The sequence below is a fragment of the Pararhizobium sp. genome (genome assembly GCF_035497515.1).
In the GTDB taxonomy this organism is placed as follows: domain Bacteria; phylum Pseudomonadota; class Alphaproteobacteria; order Rhizobiales; family Rhizobiaceae; genus Pararhizobium.
The window spans coordinates 1-14,924 of record NZ_DATJDJ010000177.1 but is presented as its reverse complement, the minus strand read 5'-3'; the positions used below and the strand labels follow the sequence as shown (position 1 = coordinate 14,924).

Sequence of the window (14,924 nt, the reverse complement as noted above, 5' to 3'; positions counted from 1 at the left end):
TGGGCCAGCGTTCCGGACGCGGCGATGACCCCGGATGCGACGCGCCGGTCGTATCCGTAGCGCAGCATGATCGGCAGCGAGATCAGGCCCATGGCGATGACCGAGGCGGCGACGACGCCCGTGGTCGCGGCGAGCAATGCGCCAACGAAGATGACCGCGTAGGCAAGGCCGCCGCGAACCGGGCCGAACAATTGGCCGATCGTATCGAGCAGGTCTTCCGCCATGCCCGATCGCTCGAGCACGATTCCCATGAAGGTAAAGAACGGAATGGCGAGCAGCGTGTCGTTCGACATCACCCCCCAGAACCGTTCCGGCAGTGCATTGAGCAGCGGCCAGGAGAGATTGATGGAGCCGGCGGACAGGGGGGCTAGTTCCACGCCGATGATGAAGAACAGGAGGCCGTTGGCTGCCAGTGAGAACGCAACCGGGTACCCCAGAAGCAGGAAAACGATCAATGAGACGAACATGATCGGTGCAAGGTTGACCGCGATGAACTCGATCATGGGCGCACCTCCGGGCTGACCGCTTCGTCGAGCGGCGCATGGGTCGGTACGTAGGGCGTCGGATCTTCCATATCGCCGCGCATGATAGCGACCTTCTTGATGATCTCCGAAATGCCCTGCAGCAAGAGCAGGATGAAGCCGAACAGCAGGACCGCCTTGGCCGGCCAGACGATCAGACCGCCGGCACTGGACGAGCCTTCCTGCGAGCGGACCGACATCAGCACGTACGGTACGAGATAGTAGGTCATCAGCAGCACGAACGGCATCAGGAAGAAGACATGGCCGAACAGGTCGATCCAGTGCCGGGTGCGGCGCGAAAACTTGCCGTAGACCACGTCGATGCGGATGTGTTCGTTCTGGCTCAGCGTATAGGCTGCGGCGCCCATGAAGGCTGCGCCGAACAGATACCACTGCGCTTCGAGCCAGGCGTTCGATGACATGTTGAACATTTTGCGGATAATGGCATTGCCGGCGCTGACCAGCACGGCCACCAGGATCAGCCATGAGACTGATTTGCCGATGATTTCCGTGACACGGTCGATGAGCCTGCTGATGCCGAGCAGTGCGGTCATACGTGTTCCTCCCCGCCAAGCTGGTTTTGATTTTTATTGCTCAAGCATAGCCACAGTGCCGATTTCAAGCCTCGATTCAAGTCTAGCCAGGCATTTTCCCGCATAGTCTGGCAACGTCATACCAAAGTCGCATAAGGGATTGCCGGAAGTGCTCAAACGCTAGGCAGAAATCGACTGCAGCGCCGCGCGTCAAATATGATGCGCAAAGGTCGCTGTAGCACTTTAAATATGCAATCGCACCGCTCGTGCCGGTCAATGTCGTTTGATCCGGTGAGGCGTTTGCTCTCCGCCGGAATTGTTTCCGGGATGGGGTTGAAATGGCGTTGCATTTCGGGCTTGGATACGCGCTCAAGAATCCGTGAGGTACGTTCGTCATGACCGCGATGATCCGCAATCCCATCCTGCCAGGGTTCAACCCTGACCCGTCCATCTGCCGTGTCGGTGACGATTATTACATCGCCACCTCCACCTTCGAATGGTACCCGGGCGTGCAGATCCATCATTCGCGTGATCTGGTGAACTGGACGCTGGTGCGCCGGCCGCTGGAGCGGGCAAGCCAGCTCGACATGCGCGGCAATCCCGACAGCTGCGGCGTCTGGGCGCCATGCCTGTCCTATGCCGATGGGCTGTTCTTTCTGGTCTATACCGACGTCAAGCGCTTCGACGGCAACTTCAAGGACGCCCATAATTATATCGTCACCTCGCCAACCATCGAAGGCGAATGGTCGGAACCGATTTATGTCAATTCTTCCGGTTTCGACCCGTCGCTGTTTCACGATGACAACGGCCGCAAATGGTTCCTCAACATGCAGTGGAACCATCGCACCGAAAGTTTTGGCGGCGCGCCGAAATCGCCGGCCTTCGACGGCATCCTGCTGCAGGAATGGGATCCCGTCACGAAGTCCCTGGTCGGCACGATCCGCAACATCTTCGCCGGTAGCGCGCAGGGATTGGTGGAAGGTCCGCATGTCTTCAAGCGCGATGGCTGGTATTACCTGACCACCGCCGAGGGCGGCACCGGCTATGACCATGTCGTCACCATGGCCCGATCCCGCGCGATCGAGGGGCCGTATGAGATGCACCCGCAGACGCATCTGATCACCTCCAAGGATCATCCGGACGCCGTCCTGCAGAGGGCAGGGCACGGGCAATATGTCGAGACGCCGGACGGGCAAGCCTACCACACGCATCTTACCGGCCGGCCGCTGGCGCCGCAGCGTCGCTGTACGCTCGGCCGCGAGACGGCGCTGCAGAAATGCGTCTGGCGCGATGACGGCTGGCTCTATCTGGAGCAGGGCGGTGTCGTTCCCGCCGTCGATGTTCCAGCCCCGGGCGATGCTGTCGTCATCGACAAGCCGGCGAAGATCGAGACCGGGTTCGACGGGCCTGATTTGCCGATCGAGTTCCAGTGGTTGCGTACGCCGGTTCCGGAGCGGATCTTCTCACTGGCGGATCGTCCGGGCTTCCTGCGGCTGTTCGGGCGCGAAAGCATCGGCAGCTGGTTCGAGCAGGCACTGGTGGCACGCCGGCAGGAGCATCATGCCTTCCGGGTGGAAACCGTCGTAGAGTTCGAGCCGGACACCTATCAGCAGGCTGCCGGTTTGACCCACTATTACAACCGTCACAAGTTCCATGCGGTGGCGGTGACGCTGCATGAAACGCTCGGCCGGGTCGTGACGATCTTTTCCTGCAACGGTGATTTCCCGCACAGTCGCATGACCTTCCCGGTGGAAAGCGGCGTTGCAGTTCCCGTCGGCCGGGTACATCTGGCAATGGAAATTCGCGGCAACGACCTGCAGTTCTTCTGGCGCACCGATGCTTATCCCGCATGGCGCAAGCTCGGCCCCGAGCTGGACGCCGGTGTCGTCTCCGACGAGGGTGGGCGGGGCGAGCACGGTTCGTTCACCGGTGCTTTCGCGGGCCTCTTTGCCTTCGATACATCTGGGCGGGCTCATGTTGCCGATTTCGATCATTTTGGCTACGAGGCGCTGGATATCGCTGATTGAATGATGATATCCTGTATCAGGAAATACTTATAATTATCTGATATCATTACAATTTTGTAATTTTCAGTTTCAGTTTCCGTTCATCTTTGGGGCGGTAGTTTCAGGGTGTCAAAAACGAAAGGACACCCAATGAAACGTCTGTTGATTGCACTGGTCGCCAGCTCCTTCCTGGCTGCGCCGATGGCTTTCGCGCAGCCGGCAAAGCCGTTCGAAGTCGCTCAGATGAAGGAGCGACATGTCGAAAAGAGGGTCTATAGGCACGGCAACAAGAAGGTTGTCGAAAAGCATGTGGTCGTGAAGAAGCGCTGGGCGCGGGGGCATCGCCTGTCGCCGGCCGAGCGCCGCCATATCGCAGCGGTCAATGATTATCGCCGCTACAAGCTGCGTGCCCCGCCGCGCGGCCAGCAGTGGGTCCGGGTCGACAACGACTTCCTGCTCATCAGCGTCGCCACCGGCGTCATCGTCAATCTGGCGACCCACTGAGCGAATCTTTCCGATCCGTTGCTCCCCAGCCCTTCGGGTCGGATATGAATTGAGAAAGGCGGGCATCCTGCCCGCCTTCACATCACCTTCACCGCCGAAGCAATTTAGCTTCCCGACGACAGGCAGGCTTTCAGCGAGGTGCCGATCGATTCCATCATCTGGAAATAGAGATCCGGCCCGGCGTCGAGCGTGGCGGCTTCCGGATCCAGCGTGCCGGATTTCGCCGGCGTGCCCTCCAGCACGACGTTGACGAGCTTCGGTTCGAATTGCGGCTCGGCGAAGACGCAGGTCGCACCCAGTTCGACGATCTTGGCGTGGATATCGGACAGGCGCTGCGCGCCGGGCAAGGTTTCCGGGCTGACGGTGATCGAGCCCGCCACCTTCACGTGATAGCGATGCTCGAAATACTGGTAAGCGTCGTGGAAGACGATGAAGGGCTTGTCCTTGATCGGCGCGATCGTGTCCGCAATCGTCTTGTCGAGCGTATCGAGGCGGGCATTCAGCGCGTCGAGATTGGTCTTGTAGGCTGCGGCATTGGCGGGATCGGCCTCGGCCAATGTCTTCTCGATCTGGGTGGCCATCGCCTTGGCATTGGCAGGGTCCAGCCAGAGATGCATATCATATTCGCCCTCGTCGTGATGATGGGCTTCCTCGCCGGAATGGGCGTGCTCCGCGCCGGCCTCGTGCTCGTCGCCGTCGTCATGCGGTTCGAACGCGCCGCCTTCGCGGAACTTCAGCTTTTCAAGGCCCGGTGCATCGTCGAGTTCGACGATGGTGGCGCCGTTGCCGAGCGTTTCCAGCGGCTTTTCCAGAAAGGCTTCCAGGCCGTGGCCGACCCAGAAGACGATCTTTGCATTTTCGAGCGCAGATGCATTCGAGGGCTTCATGCTGTAGGTGTGCGGGGAGGCGGCGCCTTCGACGATCAGTGACGGCTCGCCGACGCCCTGCATGATCGAGGCGACCAGCGAGTGGATCGGCTTGATGGACACGACCACATTGGGCGCTTCGGCATGGGCGGTGCCGGCGGTCAGGAACTGGAGGGGGGCGAAGAGGAGGGAGGATGTAAGGAGAAGGGATTTTTTCAGGTTCATGCGGGACTCCTGTCTTGTAAATCAATGTAATGTTATTACATCAATTGCGTAATGCTATAACGTGTGGCATAGCGACTGGCAACACCCCATTCGGATTTTTCGATGATGAATTTTTCCAGACCTTCCCAGACGTCACTGGTCACGCTGAGCAATGCCGGTGTGCGCCGCAACGGCCGCTGGCTGGTGCGCGGCGTCGAGTTTTCGATCAATCGCGGCGAGATCGTCACGCTGATCGGCCCGAACGGCTCGGGCAAATCGACGACAGCCAAGACCGCGATCGGCGTGATGAAGCCCGACGAGGGCTGGGTCGAGAAGAAGCCGGGCCTGAAGGTCGGCTATGTTCCTCAAAAACTCTCCATCGACTGGACGTTACCGCTGACCGTCGAGCGCCTGATGACCCTGACCGGGCCGCTGAAGGGCCGGGAAATTGAGGAGGCCCTGCATTCGACCGGCATTTCCCATCTCGCCCGCGCCGAGGTGCAGCATCTCTCTGGCGGCGAATTCCAACGGGCGCTGCTCGCCCGCGCCGTTGCCCGCAAACCCGATCTCCTCGTTCTCGACGAGCCGGTGCAGGGTGTCGATTTTTCCGGCGAGATCGCGCTCTATGACCTGATCAAGTCGATCCGCAACCAGACCGGCTGTGGCATCCTGCTGATTTCGCACGATCTTCACGTCGTCATGGCAGAGACCGATACGGTGATCTGCCTCAACGGCCATGTCTGCTGTCGCGGCACGCCGCAAATGGTGAGCCGCAGCCCGGAATATCTGCGGCTGTTCGGAAGCCGTGCCGCCCAGACGCTCGCCGTCTACAGTCACGACCACGACCATACCCATCTGCCCGACGGCCGGGTGCTGCATACCGACGGCACCATTACCGACCACTGCCATCCCGGCGACGGCCACCATCATGGCAATGGCGACCACGATCATGCGCACGATCACGTCCATGGTCCGAATTGCGGCTGTGGTTTCAAGAGCCGTCTGCAGGGCTTCGACAACAAGGAGCCGGATCTAAGCAAGGAGCAAGGCCGTGTTTGACGATTTCTTCACCCGAGCGCTCATTGCCGGCATCGGTCTCGCCATTACTGTGGGGCCGCTCGGCTGCTTCGTCATCTGGCGGCGCATGGCCTATTTCGGCGATACGATGGCGCACTCCGCCCTGCTGGGCGTGGCTCTGTCGCTGCTGTTCGATCTCAACCTGATGCTCAGCGTCTTCATCGTCGCGGCGGCCGTATCGCTTCTCCTGCTGCTCCTGCAAAGGCGTGGTGCCCTGTCGACGGATGCGCTGCTCGGTATCCTCTCCCATTCGGCCCTGTCGATCGGCCTCGTCATGGTCGCCTTCATGACCTGGGTGCGGATCGATCTCGTCGGCTTCCTGTTCGGCGACATCCTCGCCGTCTCCGAGGCCGATATCGATCTCGTCTGGGGCGGCGGCATCCTGGTGCTGGCGGCGATCGTCTATCTCTGGCGGCCGCTGCTTGCATCCACCGTCAATCCGGAACTCGCGGAGGCCGAAGGCCTGCAGCCGGAAAAGGCACGGCTCTATTTCATGCTTTTGATGGCGCTGGTGATCGCCATTGCCATGAAGATCGTCGGTATCCTGCTCATCACCTCGCTGCTGATCATCCCGGCCGCAACGGCAAGGCGTTTCGCCACTTCGCCGGAGATCATGGCCGTGCTCGCTTCGGTGATCGGTGCGCTTGCGGTCACCGGCGGGTTGTTCGGGTCGCTGCATTTCGATACGCCGTCGGGTCCGTCGATCGTGGTCGCCGCGATGGGGCTGTTCGTGCTCAGCCTTCTGCCGTTCCGGCGCAGCGTCGAGACCGAGACGGCCATACATTCAACGCATGGAGGGCATCACTGATGGCACAGCAACTGACCAAGAACCAATCGCTGGTGTTTGACACGCTGACCCATGCCGAAGGTCCCCTCAGCGCCTATACGATCCTCGACAAGCTGCGTGACCACGGGTTTCGCGCGCCGTTGCAGGTGTACCGGGCGCTCGACAAGCTCCTGGAGTTCGGCCTGATCCATCGGCTGGAAAGCATGAACTCCTTTGTTGCCTGCACCCATCCGGATCATCATCACCATGATCACGGCGTGACGGCCTTCGCGATCTGCGAGGATTGCGGCATGGTCGCCGAGATGCACGATGCGGCCATGGAGGAGCGGCTTTCCGTTCTCGCCGGCAGCCGGCATTTCAAGACCGAGAAGACGACGATCGAGATTCGCGGCCATTGCCAGAATTGCACCTGCGCGTAGTACGCACAGCCAACGATCAAAGTCTTGTTTCATCCCAGCCTGTCGAGATTCATCCGTGAACAATCACGATTCGATTGCCGATTTCCTGTTCTCCGCCCATCAGCATGGGCACGGTGAAGCGCACCATATGCATGACATGGCGGACACTGCGATCGACCCGGTCTGCGGCATGACCGTCAAGCTGAATGCCGGCAAACCCAGCCTCGGCTATCGCGGCACGACCTATCACTTCTGCAGCCAGCGCTGTCATGACCGTTTCGGCGCGGATCCCTGGTTCTTCCTGTCCGGTCACGCGAAGAACAAGCCGAAGGTCGCCAGGAAGCCCACACAGTATACGTGCCCGATGGATCCGGAAATCGTCCGCGATGTACCGGGAGCCTGCCCGATCTGCGGCATGGCCCTGGAGCCGATGGGCGCTCCGATTGACGGGCCCAACCACGAACTGATCGATTTCACCCGGCGCTTCCGGGTCAGTCTCGCCTGCGCCGTGCCACTGGCCGTCCTTTCCATGGGGCCGATGCTCGGCCTGCCGATCCGCGATTGGATTGGTGGTCGTCTGTCGTCCTATCTCGAATTGATCCTCGCCACTCCGGTCGTGCTCTGGGCCGCCAGGCCGTTTTTCGAGCGCGGCTGGGTCTCTGTCCGCAGCGGCCATTACAACATGTGGACGCTGGTCATGCTCGGCGTCGGGGCAGCCTATCTCTACAGCGTCGTCGCGACGCTGCTCCCGAGCCTCTTTCCCATGGAGTTCGGTGGGCATCAGGGGGATGTCGCCGTCTATTTCGAAGCGGCGACCGTCATCGTCGCTCTCGTCTTCGTCGGCCAGATCCTCGAACTGCGGGCACGGGAGCGAACCGGCGACGCGATCCGCGCGCTGATGGACCTTTCGCCAAAGACGGCACGACGCATCCAGCCAGACCGCACCGAGCAGGATGTGCCGCTCGAAAACATCCTGTCCGGCGATCATGTCCGCGTGCGCCCCGGCGAGGCTGTTCCGGTTGATGGCGTCGTCACCGAAGGCCGCTCCAGCATCGACGAAAGCCTGATCACCGGCGAGCCTCTGCCCGTGGAGAAGGCCGTGGGCGCCACTGTGACTGGCGGCACCATCAATCGCAACGGCACGTTGGTGGTGCGCGCCGAAAAGGTCGGCAGCGACAGCGTACTGTCGCAGATCGTCGAGATGGTCGCGGCTGCCCAGCGGTCGCGTGCGCCGATCCAGAAACTTGCCGATCGGGTATCGGGCTGGTTCGTGCCGACGGTGGTCGTGATCGCGGCGCTTGCCTTCACCGCCTGGCTTATCCTTGGCCCGGAACCATCTTTCATCTACGGGCTGGTGGCCGCCGTTTCGGTGCTGATCATTGCCTGCCCCTGTGCACTGGGGCTGGCGACACCGATCTCGATCATGACAGCGACGGGCAGGGGCGCACAGTCGGGCGTGCTGGTCCGCGAGGCTGCGGCGCTTGAGCGTCTTGCCGCCGTCGATACGCTGATCGTCGACAAGACCGGAACGCTGACCGAAGGCAAGCCGCGCCTGACCGAAGTGCTCGTGCACCCCTCCTTCCCGCAGAACCGGTTGCTGACGCTCGCCGCATCGCTGGAAAAGGGCTCGGAGCATCCGCTTGCCGAAGCCATCGTTGCCGGTGCGGCGGCACGCGACGCGATGCTTCTGGACGTCACAGACTTCATTGCCATCAACGGCAAGGGCGTCTCCGGCCGGGTCGACGGGGAGACGGTGCTGGCCGGCAATTCCGCGATGATGGCCGATGCCGGGGTCGATATCACAGTCTTTTCCGATCATGCAGAGAGTTTGCGCCAGAACGGCCGTACGGTGCTGTACATCGCCGTCAACGGTCAGTCCGCCGGATTGCTGGCGCTGGCCGATCAGGTCAAGCTGAACGCGGTCGAAGCCATCCGTGCGCTGCGGGCCGACGGCATCCGGATCATCATGGCGACGGGCGATAATGCCGTCACAGCCGAGGCGGTGGCGAAAGCGCTGGGAATCGATGATGTCGCCGCCGATCAACTGCCGGAAAGCAAGAGGGCGCTGGTCGAGCGACTGAAGGCCGAGGGCAGGGTGGTTGCCATGGCGGGCGACGGTATCAACGACGCGCCGGCACTGGCGGGTGCCGATGTCGGCATTGCCATGGGCACCGGCGCCGACGTCGCGCTGGAGAGCGCCGGCATCACCCTCCTGAAGGGCGATCTCTCCGGCATCGTCCGGGCTCGCGCCCTGTCGAAGGCAACGCTGTCGAACATTCGCCAGAACCTGATGTTCGCCTTTGGCTACAACGCCATCGGCGTGCCCGTCGCGGCGGGGCTGCTCTATCCCATCACCGGGCACTTGCTGTCGCCGATGCTGGCCGCTGCCGCCATGAGCCTCTCGTCGGTCTCGGTCGTGGCCAATGCGCTACGCCTGAAGCGATTGAAGCTCTAAAAGTCGTCATTCGATGATCGACAAACTGGTCGCAAACAGCTGCCATTTGCGGACATAGCTGTCGGCGGATTTCTGAAGTCCGGCGATGGCCGTCTCATCCAGGAGGCGGATGGCCTTTGCCGGTGCTCCCACGATCAGGGAATTGTCCGGAAAGACCTTGCCTTCCGTTACCAGCGCGTTGGCCCCGACGAGGCAGTTGTTGCCGATCACGGCGCCGTTGAGAATTGTTGCACCCATGCCGATCAGCGAATTGTCGCCGATCACGCAGCCATGGACGATGGCGCGATGACCGATCGTGCAGCCTTCGCCGATCGTCACCGGAAAACCGGGATCGACATGCACGACGACGCCCTCCTGGATATTGGTGCGATCGCCGATCCTGATCGGCTCGTTGTCACCGCGCAGCACCGCGCCGAACCAGACGCCGACATCCTCGCCCAACGTCACATGACCGATCACATGCGCATCGGGCGCAATCCAGTAGCTGCCCTCGGAGGGCGTTTCGGGTCGATGGAGACCGAGGGCGTATCGCGGCATGTGGTTTCTTTCTTTCGTGCGGAATGGTCACGGCCGCCATCGGCATGGCGGTGATGCAGCAGGATAGCATGTCATGGATGTGTGGGGATCGGCAGCAAGAAATCTTCGCGCGGCGCGCCGACATCCCCATCTTCAAAAGGATATCGTCAGTGTCGAGACAGATATCCAATTGGATTTGGGCCGGGCCGGATTGATGGATGTGCAGACGAAAGAGCGGTACAGCGTGTGGTGGGAGCGGGCATTCGATGCGAATACCGGAAGGCCGCCTTTGGCAGTCGATGGGTTAGCTGCAGACGTAAGCCTGTAGCTGATCGCGCGTCAGGAGCCGGCCGCCTGTGCGGGAATTGCGTTCGGGATGTGTATATTCCAAGCTGGGGACATTTGGCAGTTCCAGAGCCTGGCGGACCGTCATGATGCCGACGTCGCGGCGATCGGCTCCGCGCTTCAGGCTCACTTCAACGATGCGGTACAGATTTTCCTCAACCATGTTTTCCACTCCCGTCTGTCGTTTTTTTTATTCTGAGCCTTAGTAGCTACTCCGAAATTGGTTTTTATGAGGCACCTCACTGAATACTGAGCCACACATGAAGGATGTGCAACAGTAATTTCTCGGCAAATGCGTTGATTCGTATCGCAGAATGCATGGTCGGCGGTTTTGACTATGCGGCATGCAGCCGATTTGTGAGCATGCGCCCATCGCAAGGGCATATCTTCTGATTTGCCTGGAACATTCTTGTTTTCGGCGCGTTTTAACAGCGGAACACAGGAGCGCATGATGGCGAATATCAAGACTCTGCGAACCGGGTTTACCGGCGAACTCGACCAAGACAGCGGTATGACAGCCAAGGCGAAGCAGGCGGCGGGCTATGTCCGCAACGAAGCGGGTGCCGTGGTGCAAACCGCGCAGGATCATCCTTCGGCCACCAGCACGCTCCTGCTGGTCTTCGGCGCTGCGGCTTTTGTCGCCGGATATATGATCGGTGGCGCATCGGCGCCGACACGACGACGTCACCGGTAAATGCTGCATTGCGTCAAATTCTTGTTGATTGTGACGCATTGCAGCATTACATTTGGGCCATCGCAGTGATTCATCTCCTCCCGGAAAGCTGCGATCGATCAGCGGTCACCTCCTCCCGACCGTGGATCATCTTCGAAAGCCTGCCGCACCTCCTCCCGCGGCAGGCTTTTTTCGTCTGATGGGACTGCCCAGCCGGAACCAAATCCGCTATCGTGTGTTTGTAGTGGCAAGACAATTGGAGGAGACGCTCATGCCAAATACAAAATGGACAAACCCCGTCGAAGTTGGTTTCACCCACCAGGGATCCCAGATGGTCCAGGGTCCGTTCGACGCTCTCATCTGCCTCATGGACACCTGGCCCGACCTTCGCGGTCCTCGTTACGTCGCCGCACGCAGCTTCTGCCGCGCAGCGCTCGATGGCCGCAAGTCGGCCGAGGAAGCAAGGGAAGTCTTCATTTCGGCTGCCAAGGAGGCACAGCTTCAGGCCCATTAATCAAGCGCCGCAAACCTGACAGCCACGCTGCTGTCATGTCTTACAGCGAGGCATCTTACGTCATCCATATGCGCCGGGGAAACTGGCATCCGGCGCCGGGGCATATTTTTCACAATATGTCCGCGGGAGGCGTTACAGTTCAAAATCCAGCCGCAACCGTCATAATGACTGTTGCAAGGACCCGTGTTTTCGGCCACTCGCTTTTCTCTCGCAGGCGCTGTATATCGGCGCGAAGCCGGCTTGATGCCGTATTTGCCGAGCGCAACAATCCGAGACCAGCGATATGACGATCCCATCCGAAGCAACACGGAGCGACAGCCGGTATTTTCATGCGCCGGTCTTTGCCGTTGCCCCGATGATCGACTGGACGGACCGTCATTATCGGTTCTTCGCCCGAACGCTTTCGAAACATGCGCTGCTCTACACGGAGATGATCGTGGCGGAGGCGGTCCTGCGCGGTGACCGGCAGCGGCTCCTCGGTTTCGATAACGCCGAACATCCGGTGGCGCTGCAGCTGGGCGGCAATGATCCCGCGAAGATGGCGGAAGCGGCCCGGATCGGGGAAGAGTTCGGCTATGCCGAGATCAACATGAATGTCGGCTGTCCGTCGGACCGGGTGCAGTCCGGCACGTTCGGCGCCTGCCTGATGCGCGAGCCGGCGGTGGTGGCCGAGTGCGTCGCGGCGATGAAGGCGAAGGTTTCGATCCCGGTGACGGTGAAGTGCCGGATCGGGGTCGACGACCAGGAGCCGGAACTCGCCCTGCGCGACCTCGTGTCCCGCGTGATCGAGGCCGGCACCGATGCCGTCTGGGTGCATGCGCGCAAGGCCTGGCTGCAGGGACTTTCGCCGAAGGAGAACCGGGATATTCCGCCGCTGGACTATCCGCTGGTGCACCGGCTGAAAGCGGAAAACCCGAACCTTTTCATCGGGATCAACGGCGGTCTTGGCACTTTGAATCAGGCCCTTGACGAACTGAACCAGGACGTGCCGCTCGATGGCGTCATGCTTGGCCGGGCCGCCTATCATGATAGTGCCATGCTGACGGCCACGGACGGATTTTTTCCGCATCCGCTGACGGGCGCCGCACCGATCGACCAAGCGGGCGAAGCCTTCACCGCCAATGGCCACCGGCAGTCGCTGGACTTCTGGGCCGGTGTTCGCGACGCGATGATGGCTTATTCGACCCGCCATATCGCCGCCGGCGGCCGGCTCATTCATGTCACCCGGCATATGGTCGGGCTGTTCCAGGGCTGGCCGGGCGCCCGGCGCTTCCGCCAGATCCTGTCGTCCGATGCAACGCGGGCCGGGGCCGGACCCGAGGTGATCGCCGCCGCCTTCGAGGCGGTCTTTACGGCTGCAGAGGCGAAGCAGGCGGCGGAATAGGCCTGCCGCTTCGGCTTCATCCGCCCATCGATCATGGCACGGCTTGATGCCACGGGGGATAATCGCGGCCAGAAAAAAACGGCGCCCCGAGAGACGCCGTTCAAATCGATATCGCAAAGCGATCAGATCGAGGCTTAGTCAGCCTGGATGTTGACGGCCTTCGGGCCTTTGCCCATGCGATCCGGCTCGGTGTCGAAGGTGACCTGCTGGCCGTCCTTCAGGGTCTGGAGACCAGCGGCCTGCAGCGCGGAGATGTGGACGAAAACGTCCTTGGCGCCGCCTTCCGGCGTGATGAAACCAAAACCCTTGTCCTGGTTGAAGAATTTTACGGTGCCCTTGGTGGCCATGGGAGAAGTCCTTTTTTCCCTCAAATGATGTGTCCTCACCCCTGCCAGGGTGGAGACGCTTTTTTCTTTCCGGTTGTGTCTTTATTTCGGAAAGCCAGTCGGTGAAGTCACGATAACGGGGAAAGAACGTCTACAGTGCCGTGTTACCGACACGCCCGGATGTCTCCGGGACCATACAGCCAGTCCAGTCTCCGGGATTGAAAACGCCCGAACGCCGAAATATTTGCAGCAAAAAAAGAAAATAGCAAGCGTTTAATCCTGCTCATTCAACCGAGCGTCGTGTTTGACCGGCATGCACCAAGGCCGTGCTTTTGCTCAGATTCCGGGAAATCGCCCAGCCGTCCATTCTCACCACAATTTGGTCCCGACCATGACGGAAAAGGAGCGGTGGGCATCGCCGCTTCGGGGTTGATGCCGGCCCGGTGAGCCGTTAGGTCAGGGGCAGGGTGAGTGTTGATGCAAGAGGTAGGCCGTGATCGATCCCTATGAAACGCTCGGTGTCGGGCGCGACGCCGACGAACAGGCGATCAAGGCGGCCTGGCGCAAGACCGCCAAGACCGCCCATCCCGACAGCGGCGGCGATACCGAGACCTTCGGCCGGCTGCAGGCCTGCTACGACCTGTTGAAGGACCCGGTGCGCCGCAAGGTCTATGACAATACCGGCTACGACCCGCAACTGGCCGACCCGCGCGATCTCCAGGGCATCCTGCGGCTCGAAACGCTGGTCAACGACTTCATCCTCGACGAACGCGAGCCCGGCAGCTTCGATCCCGTCGCCGCCATGCGCCGCAAACTGTCCGACGACATCGTCAAGAGCCGCTTCCACATTCTCGAGCTGGAACGCCACCGCGCCCGCGTCCGCCAGCATATCGATCGGCTCGGCCGCCGTCCCGCCGCCGACGTGCTCGGCGCCATGCTGCGCACCCGCTCCCAGTCCATCGCCGAGGCCATCCGCAGCGCAGAAGTGCAGATCGAGGCGATCGAGCAGGCCTATACGATGCTGGAAGGCTATTCCTACGAGCTGGAGTTTTTGGAACAGGCGGCGGAATAGGGCGGCGCCCATCATCCTTCAAAGCCTTTTCCATGCATCCAGGGCCGCCTGCAGGTCCGGGCGCGGCACCCGTCTGCCTTCGATACGATACCATCGCGGCAAGGCCGCATGCAGCCAGTGGCCGCGCGGCTGGACGCGGCGGACGAGTTCGAACGCCAGCACCAGAAAGGCATTGGACAGCGCAGCGTTGGTGTTGAAGATGATGTCGAGCTTGCACTGCTCGTACCGCACGCATGTCTCCAGCAGACGATCGTAAGATTTCCGCATGGGGGTGTCGAGCCTTGCCAGACAGGGCGGCGCAATGGGCGTTTCGCTGCAGCAGCGGCCAAGCCTTCGGCAGGCGGGCCGGTCGCAGCGCTCCGTCGGCAGCAGGACCTCCATGATGCGGGCCGGCAGTTTCGCCTGTTCGCTGTTCTCCGGGTTCAAGTGATACATCATGGCGCTCTCCAATCTGGTGGACGCGGCGATGCGGTCACGCGGCCACAGCGGTCCGTGTCGTGCCTCATTTCTTTCTTCGGCCGCATTCGGGCCTTGGGTTTTCGTCCGTCCGCCGGCGGATGGCCGGCAATCGGACGCGGCGCTCGCGAGAGCCTCGGGGTGGGGTGGGAAAGTGGCTCTCGCCAGCGCCCCGTTCGGCGGTTTTTGCCCACGCACTTTTTCCGCTACGGCCTTATCGGCCCTCTGTGCATCGCACGCCCGCAGCAGCAACAGCCTGCGGAGGGGAAATTTCGCCTGGACCCCGA

At 61.3% G+C, this 14,924-nt stretch carries 17 protein-coding genes; 10 read left to right on the top strand and 7 right to left on the bottom strand.

Features of this window, described 5'->3' with window-relative positions; genetic code table 11:
* Both VL202_RS18910 and VL202_RS18905 read right to left on the bottom strand, forming a co-directional pair.
* On the bottom strand, window positions 1-503 hold a 503-nt coding region (locus VL202_RS18910), incomplete at its 3' end, for a TRAP transporter large permease subunit (RefSeq protein ID WP_325465625.1).
* Entirely contained in the window at window positions 500-1,075 is a 576-nt protein-coding gene (locus VL202_RS18905; protein ID WP_325465624.1) for a TRAP transporter small permease subunit, read from the bottom strand. The genes VL202_RS18905 and VL202_RS18910, both read right to left, overlap by 4 nt.
* 383 nt (window positions 1,076-1,458) lie before the next feature.
* Between VL202_RS18905 and VL202_RS18900 the strand changes: the two genes are divergently transcribed.
* Complete coding sequence (locus tag VL202_RS18900; RefSeq protein WP_325465628.1) at window positions 1,459-3,081, top strand: glycoside hydrolase family 43 protein; 1,623 nt, start codon at window positions 1,459-1,461, stop codon at window positions 3,079-3,081.
* 129 nt (window positions 3,082-3,210) lie between these two features.
* Window positions 3,211-3,564: an RcnB family protein gene (locus tag VL202_RS18895; RefSeq protein WP_325465623.1), complete on the top strand. Its 354-nt coding sequence runs from the start codon at window positions 3,211-3,213 to the stop codon at window positions 3,562-3,564.
* A 104-nt stretch (window positions 3,565-3,668) separates the two neighbouring features.
* Here VL202_RS18895 and znuA read toward each other — a convergent pair whose 3' ends face one another.
* Window positions 3,669-4,655, bottom strand: a complete 987-nt coding sequence (gene znuA / locus VL202_RS18890) for a zinc ABC transporter substrate-binding protein ZnuA (RefSeq protein WP_325465622.1) — start codon at window positions 4,653-4,655, stop codon at window positions 3,669-3,671.
* Between the two features lie 102 nt (window positions 4,656-4,757).
* Here znuA and VL202_RS18885 point away from each other — a divergent pair, with 102 nt between their 5' ends.
* The 4 genes from VL202_RS18885 (at window position 4,758) to VL202_RS18870 (ending at window position 9,351) form a co-directional block, all read left to right on the top strand.
* The gene (locus VL202_RS18885) at window positions 4,758-5,693 is read left to right on the top strand and encodes a metal ABC transporter ATP-binding protein (protein WP_325465621.1); all 936 of its coding nucleotides are present in this window, start codon (window positions 4,758-4,760) and stop codon (window positions 5,691-5,693) included.
* Window positions 5,686-6,519, top strand: a complete 834-nt coding sequence (gene znuB, locus VL202_RS18880; RefSeq protein WP_325465620.1) for a zinc ABC transporter permease subunit ZnuB — start codon at window positions 5,686-5,688, stop codon at window positions 6,517-6,519. The genes VL202_RS18885 and znuB overlap by 8 nt, the downstream gene beginning before the upstream one ends.
* Window positions 6,516-6,917, top strand: a complete 402-nt coding sequence (locus VL202_RS18875; RefSeq protein ID WP_325465627.1) for a Fur family transcriptional regulator — start codon at window positions 6,516-6,518, stop codon at window positions 6,915-6,917. The genes znuB and VL202_RS18875 overlap by 4 nt, the downstream gene beginning before the upstream one ends.
* A gap of 127 nt (window positions 6,918-7,044) precedes the next feature.
* On the top strand, window positions 7,045-9,351 hold the full coding sequence (locus VL202_RS18870) for a heavy metal translocating P-type ATPase (RefSeq protein ID WP_325465626.1): 2,307 nt from the start codon (window positions 7,045-7,047) through the stop codon (window positions 9,349-9,351).
* Window positions 9,352-9,357: 6 nt separating this feature from the next.
* Here the strand turns inward: VL202_RS18870 and VL202_RS18865 are convergent, their stop codons facing one another.
* Both VL202_RS18865 and VL202_RS18860 read right to left on the bottom strand, forming a co-directional pair.
* Entirely contained in the window at window positions 9,358-9,888 is a 531-nt protein-coding gene (locus tag VL202_RS18865; protein ID WP_325465619.1) for a gamma carbonic anhydrase family protein, read from the bottom strand.
* Window positions 9,889-10,171: 283 nt separating this feature from the next.
* Window positions 10,172-10,375, bottom strand: a complete 204-nt coding sequence (locus tag VL202_RS18860; RefSeq protein ID WP_325465618.1) for a hypothetical protein — start codon at window positions 10,373-10,375, stop codon at window positions 10,172-10,174.
* Window positions 10,376-10,663: 288 nt separating this feature from the next.
* Between VL202_RS18860 and VL202_RS18855 the strand changes: the two genes are divergently transcribed.
* The 3 genes from VL202_RS18855 (at window position 10,664) to dusA (ending at window position 12,783) form a co-directional block, all read left to right on the top strand.
* Complete coding sequence (locus tag VL202_RS18855; RefSeq protein ID WP_325465617.1) at window positions 10,664-10,906, top strand: hypothetical protein; 243 nt, start codon at window positions 10,664-10,666, stop codon at window positions 10,904-10,906.
* 250 nt (window positions 10,907-11,156) lie between these two features.
* Window positions 11,157-11,399 carry a DUF982 domain-containing protein gene (locus tag VL202_RS18850; protein ID WP_325465616.1) on the top strand — a complete coding sequence of 81 codons (243 nt, stop codon included), beginning with the start codon at window positions 11,157-11,159 and terminating at the stop codon, window positions 11,397-11,399.
* Window positions 11,400-11,682: 283 nt separating this feature from the next.
* A complete protein-coding gene (gene dusA, locus VL202_RS18845) occupies window positions 11,683-12,783 on the top strand; it encodes a tRNA dihydrouridine(20/20a) synthase DusA (protein WP_325465615.1) in 1,101 nt (366 codons plus the stop codon).
* Between the two features lie 134 nt (window positions 12,784-12,917).
* Here the strand turns inward: dusA and VL202_RS18840 are convergent, their stop codons facing one another.
* Window positions 12,918-13,130 (bottom strand): cold-shock protein, encoded by a 213-nt coding sequence (locus tag VL202_RS18840; protein ID WP_037095903.1) that lies wholly within the window; start codon window positions 13,128-13,130, stop codon window positions 12,918-12,920.
* A gap of 472 nt (window positions 13,131-13,602) precedes the next feature.
* Here VL202_RS18840 and VL202_RS18835 point away from each other — a divergent pair, with 472 nt between their 5' ends.
* Window positions 13,603-14,181, top strand: a complete 579-nt coding sequence (locus VL202_RS18835) for a J domain-containing protein (RefSeq protein ID WP_325465614.1) — start codon at window positions 13,603-13,605, stop codon at window positions 14,179-14,181.
* Between the two features lie 18 nt (window positions 14,182-14,199).
* Here VL202_RS18835 and VL202_RS18830 read toward each other — a convergent pair.
* A partial coding sequence (locus VL202_RS18830; protein ID WP_325465613.1) for a hypothetical protein occupies window positions 14,200-14,924 on the bottom strand: 725 nt, incomplete at its 5' end.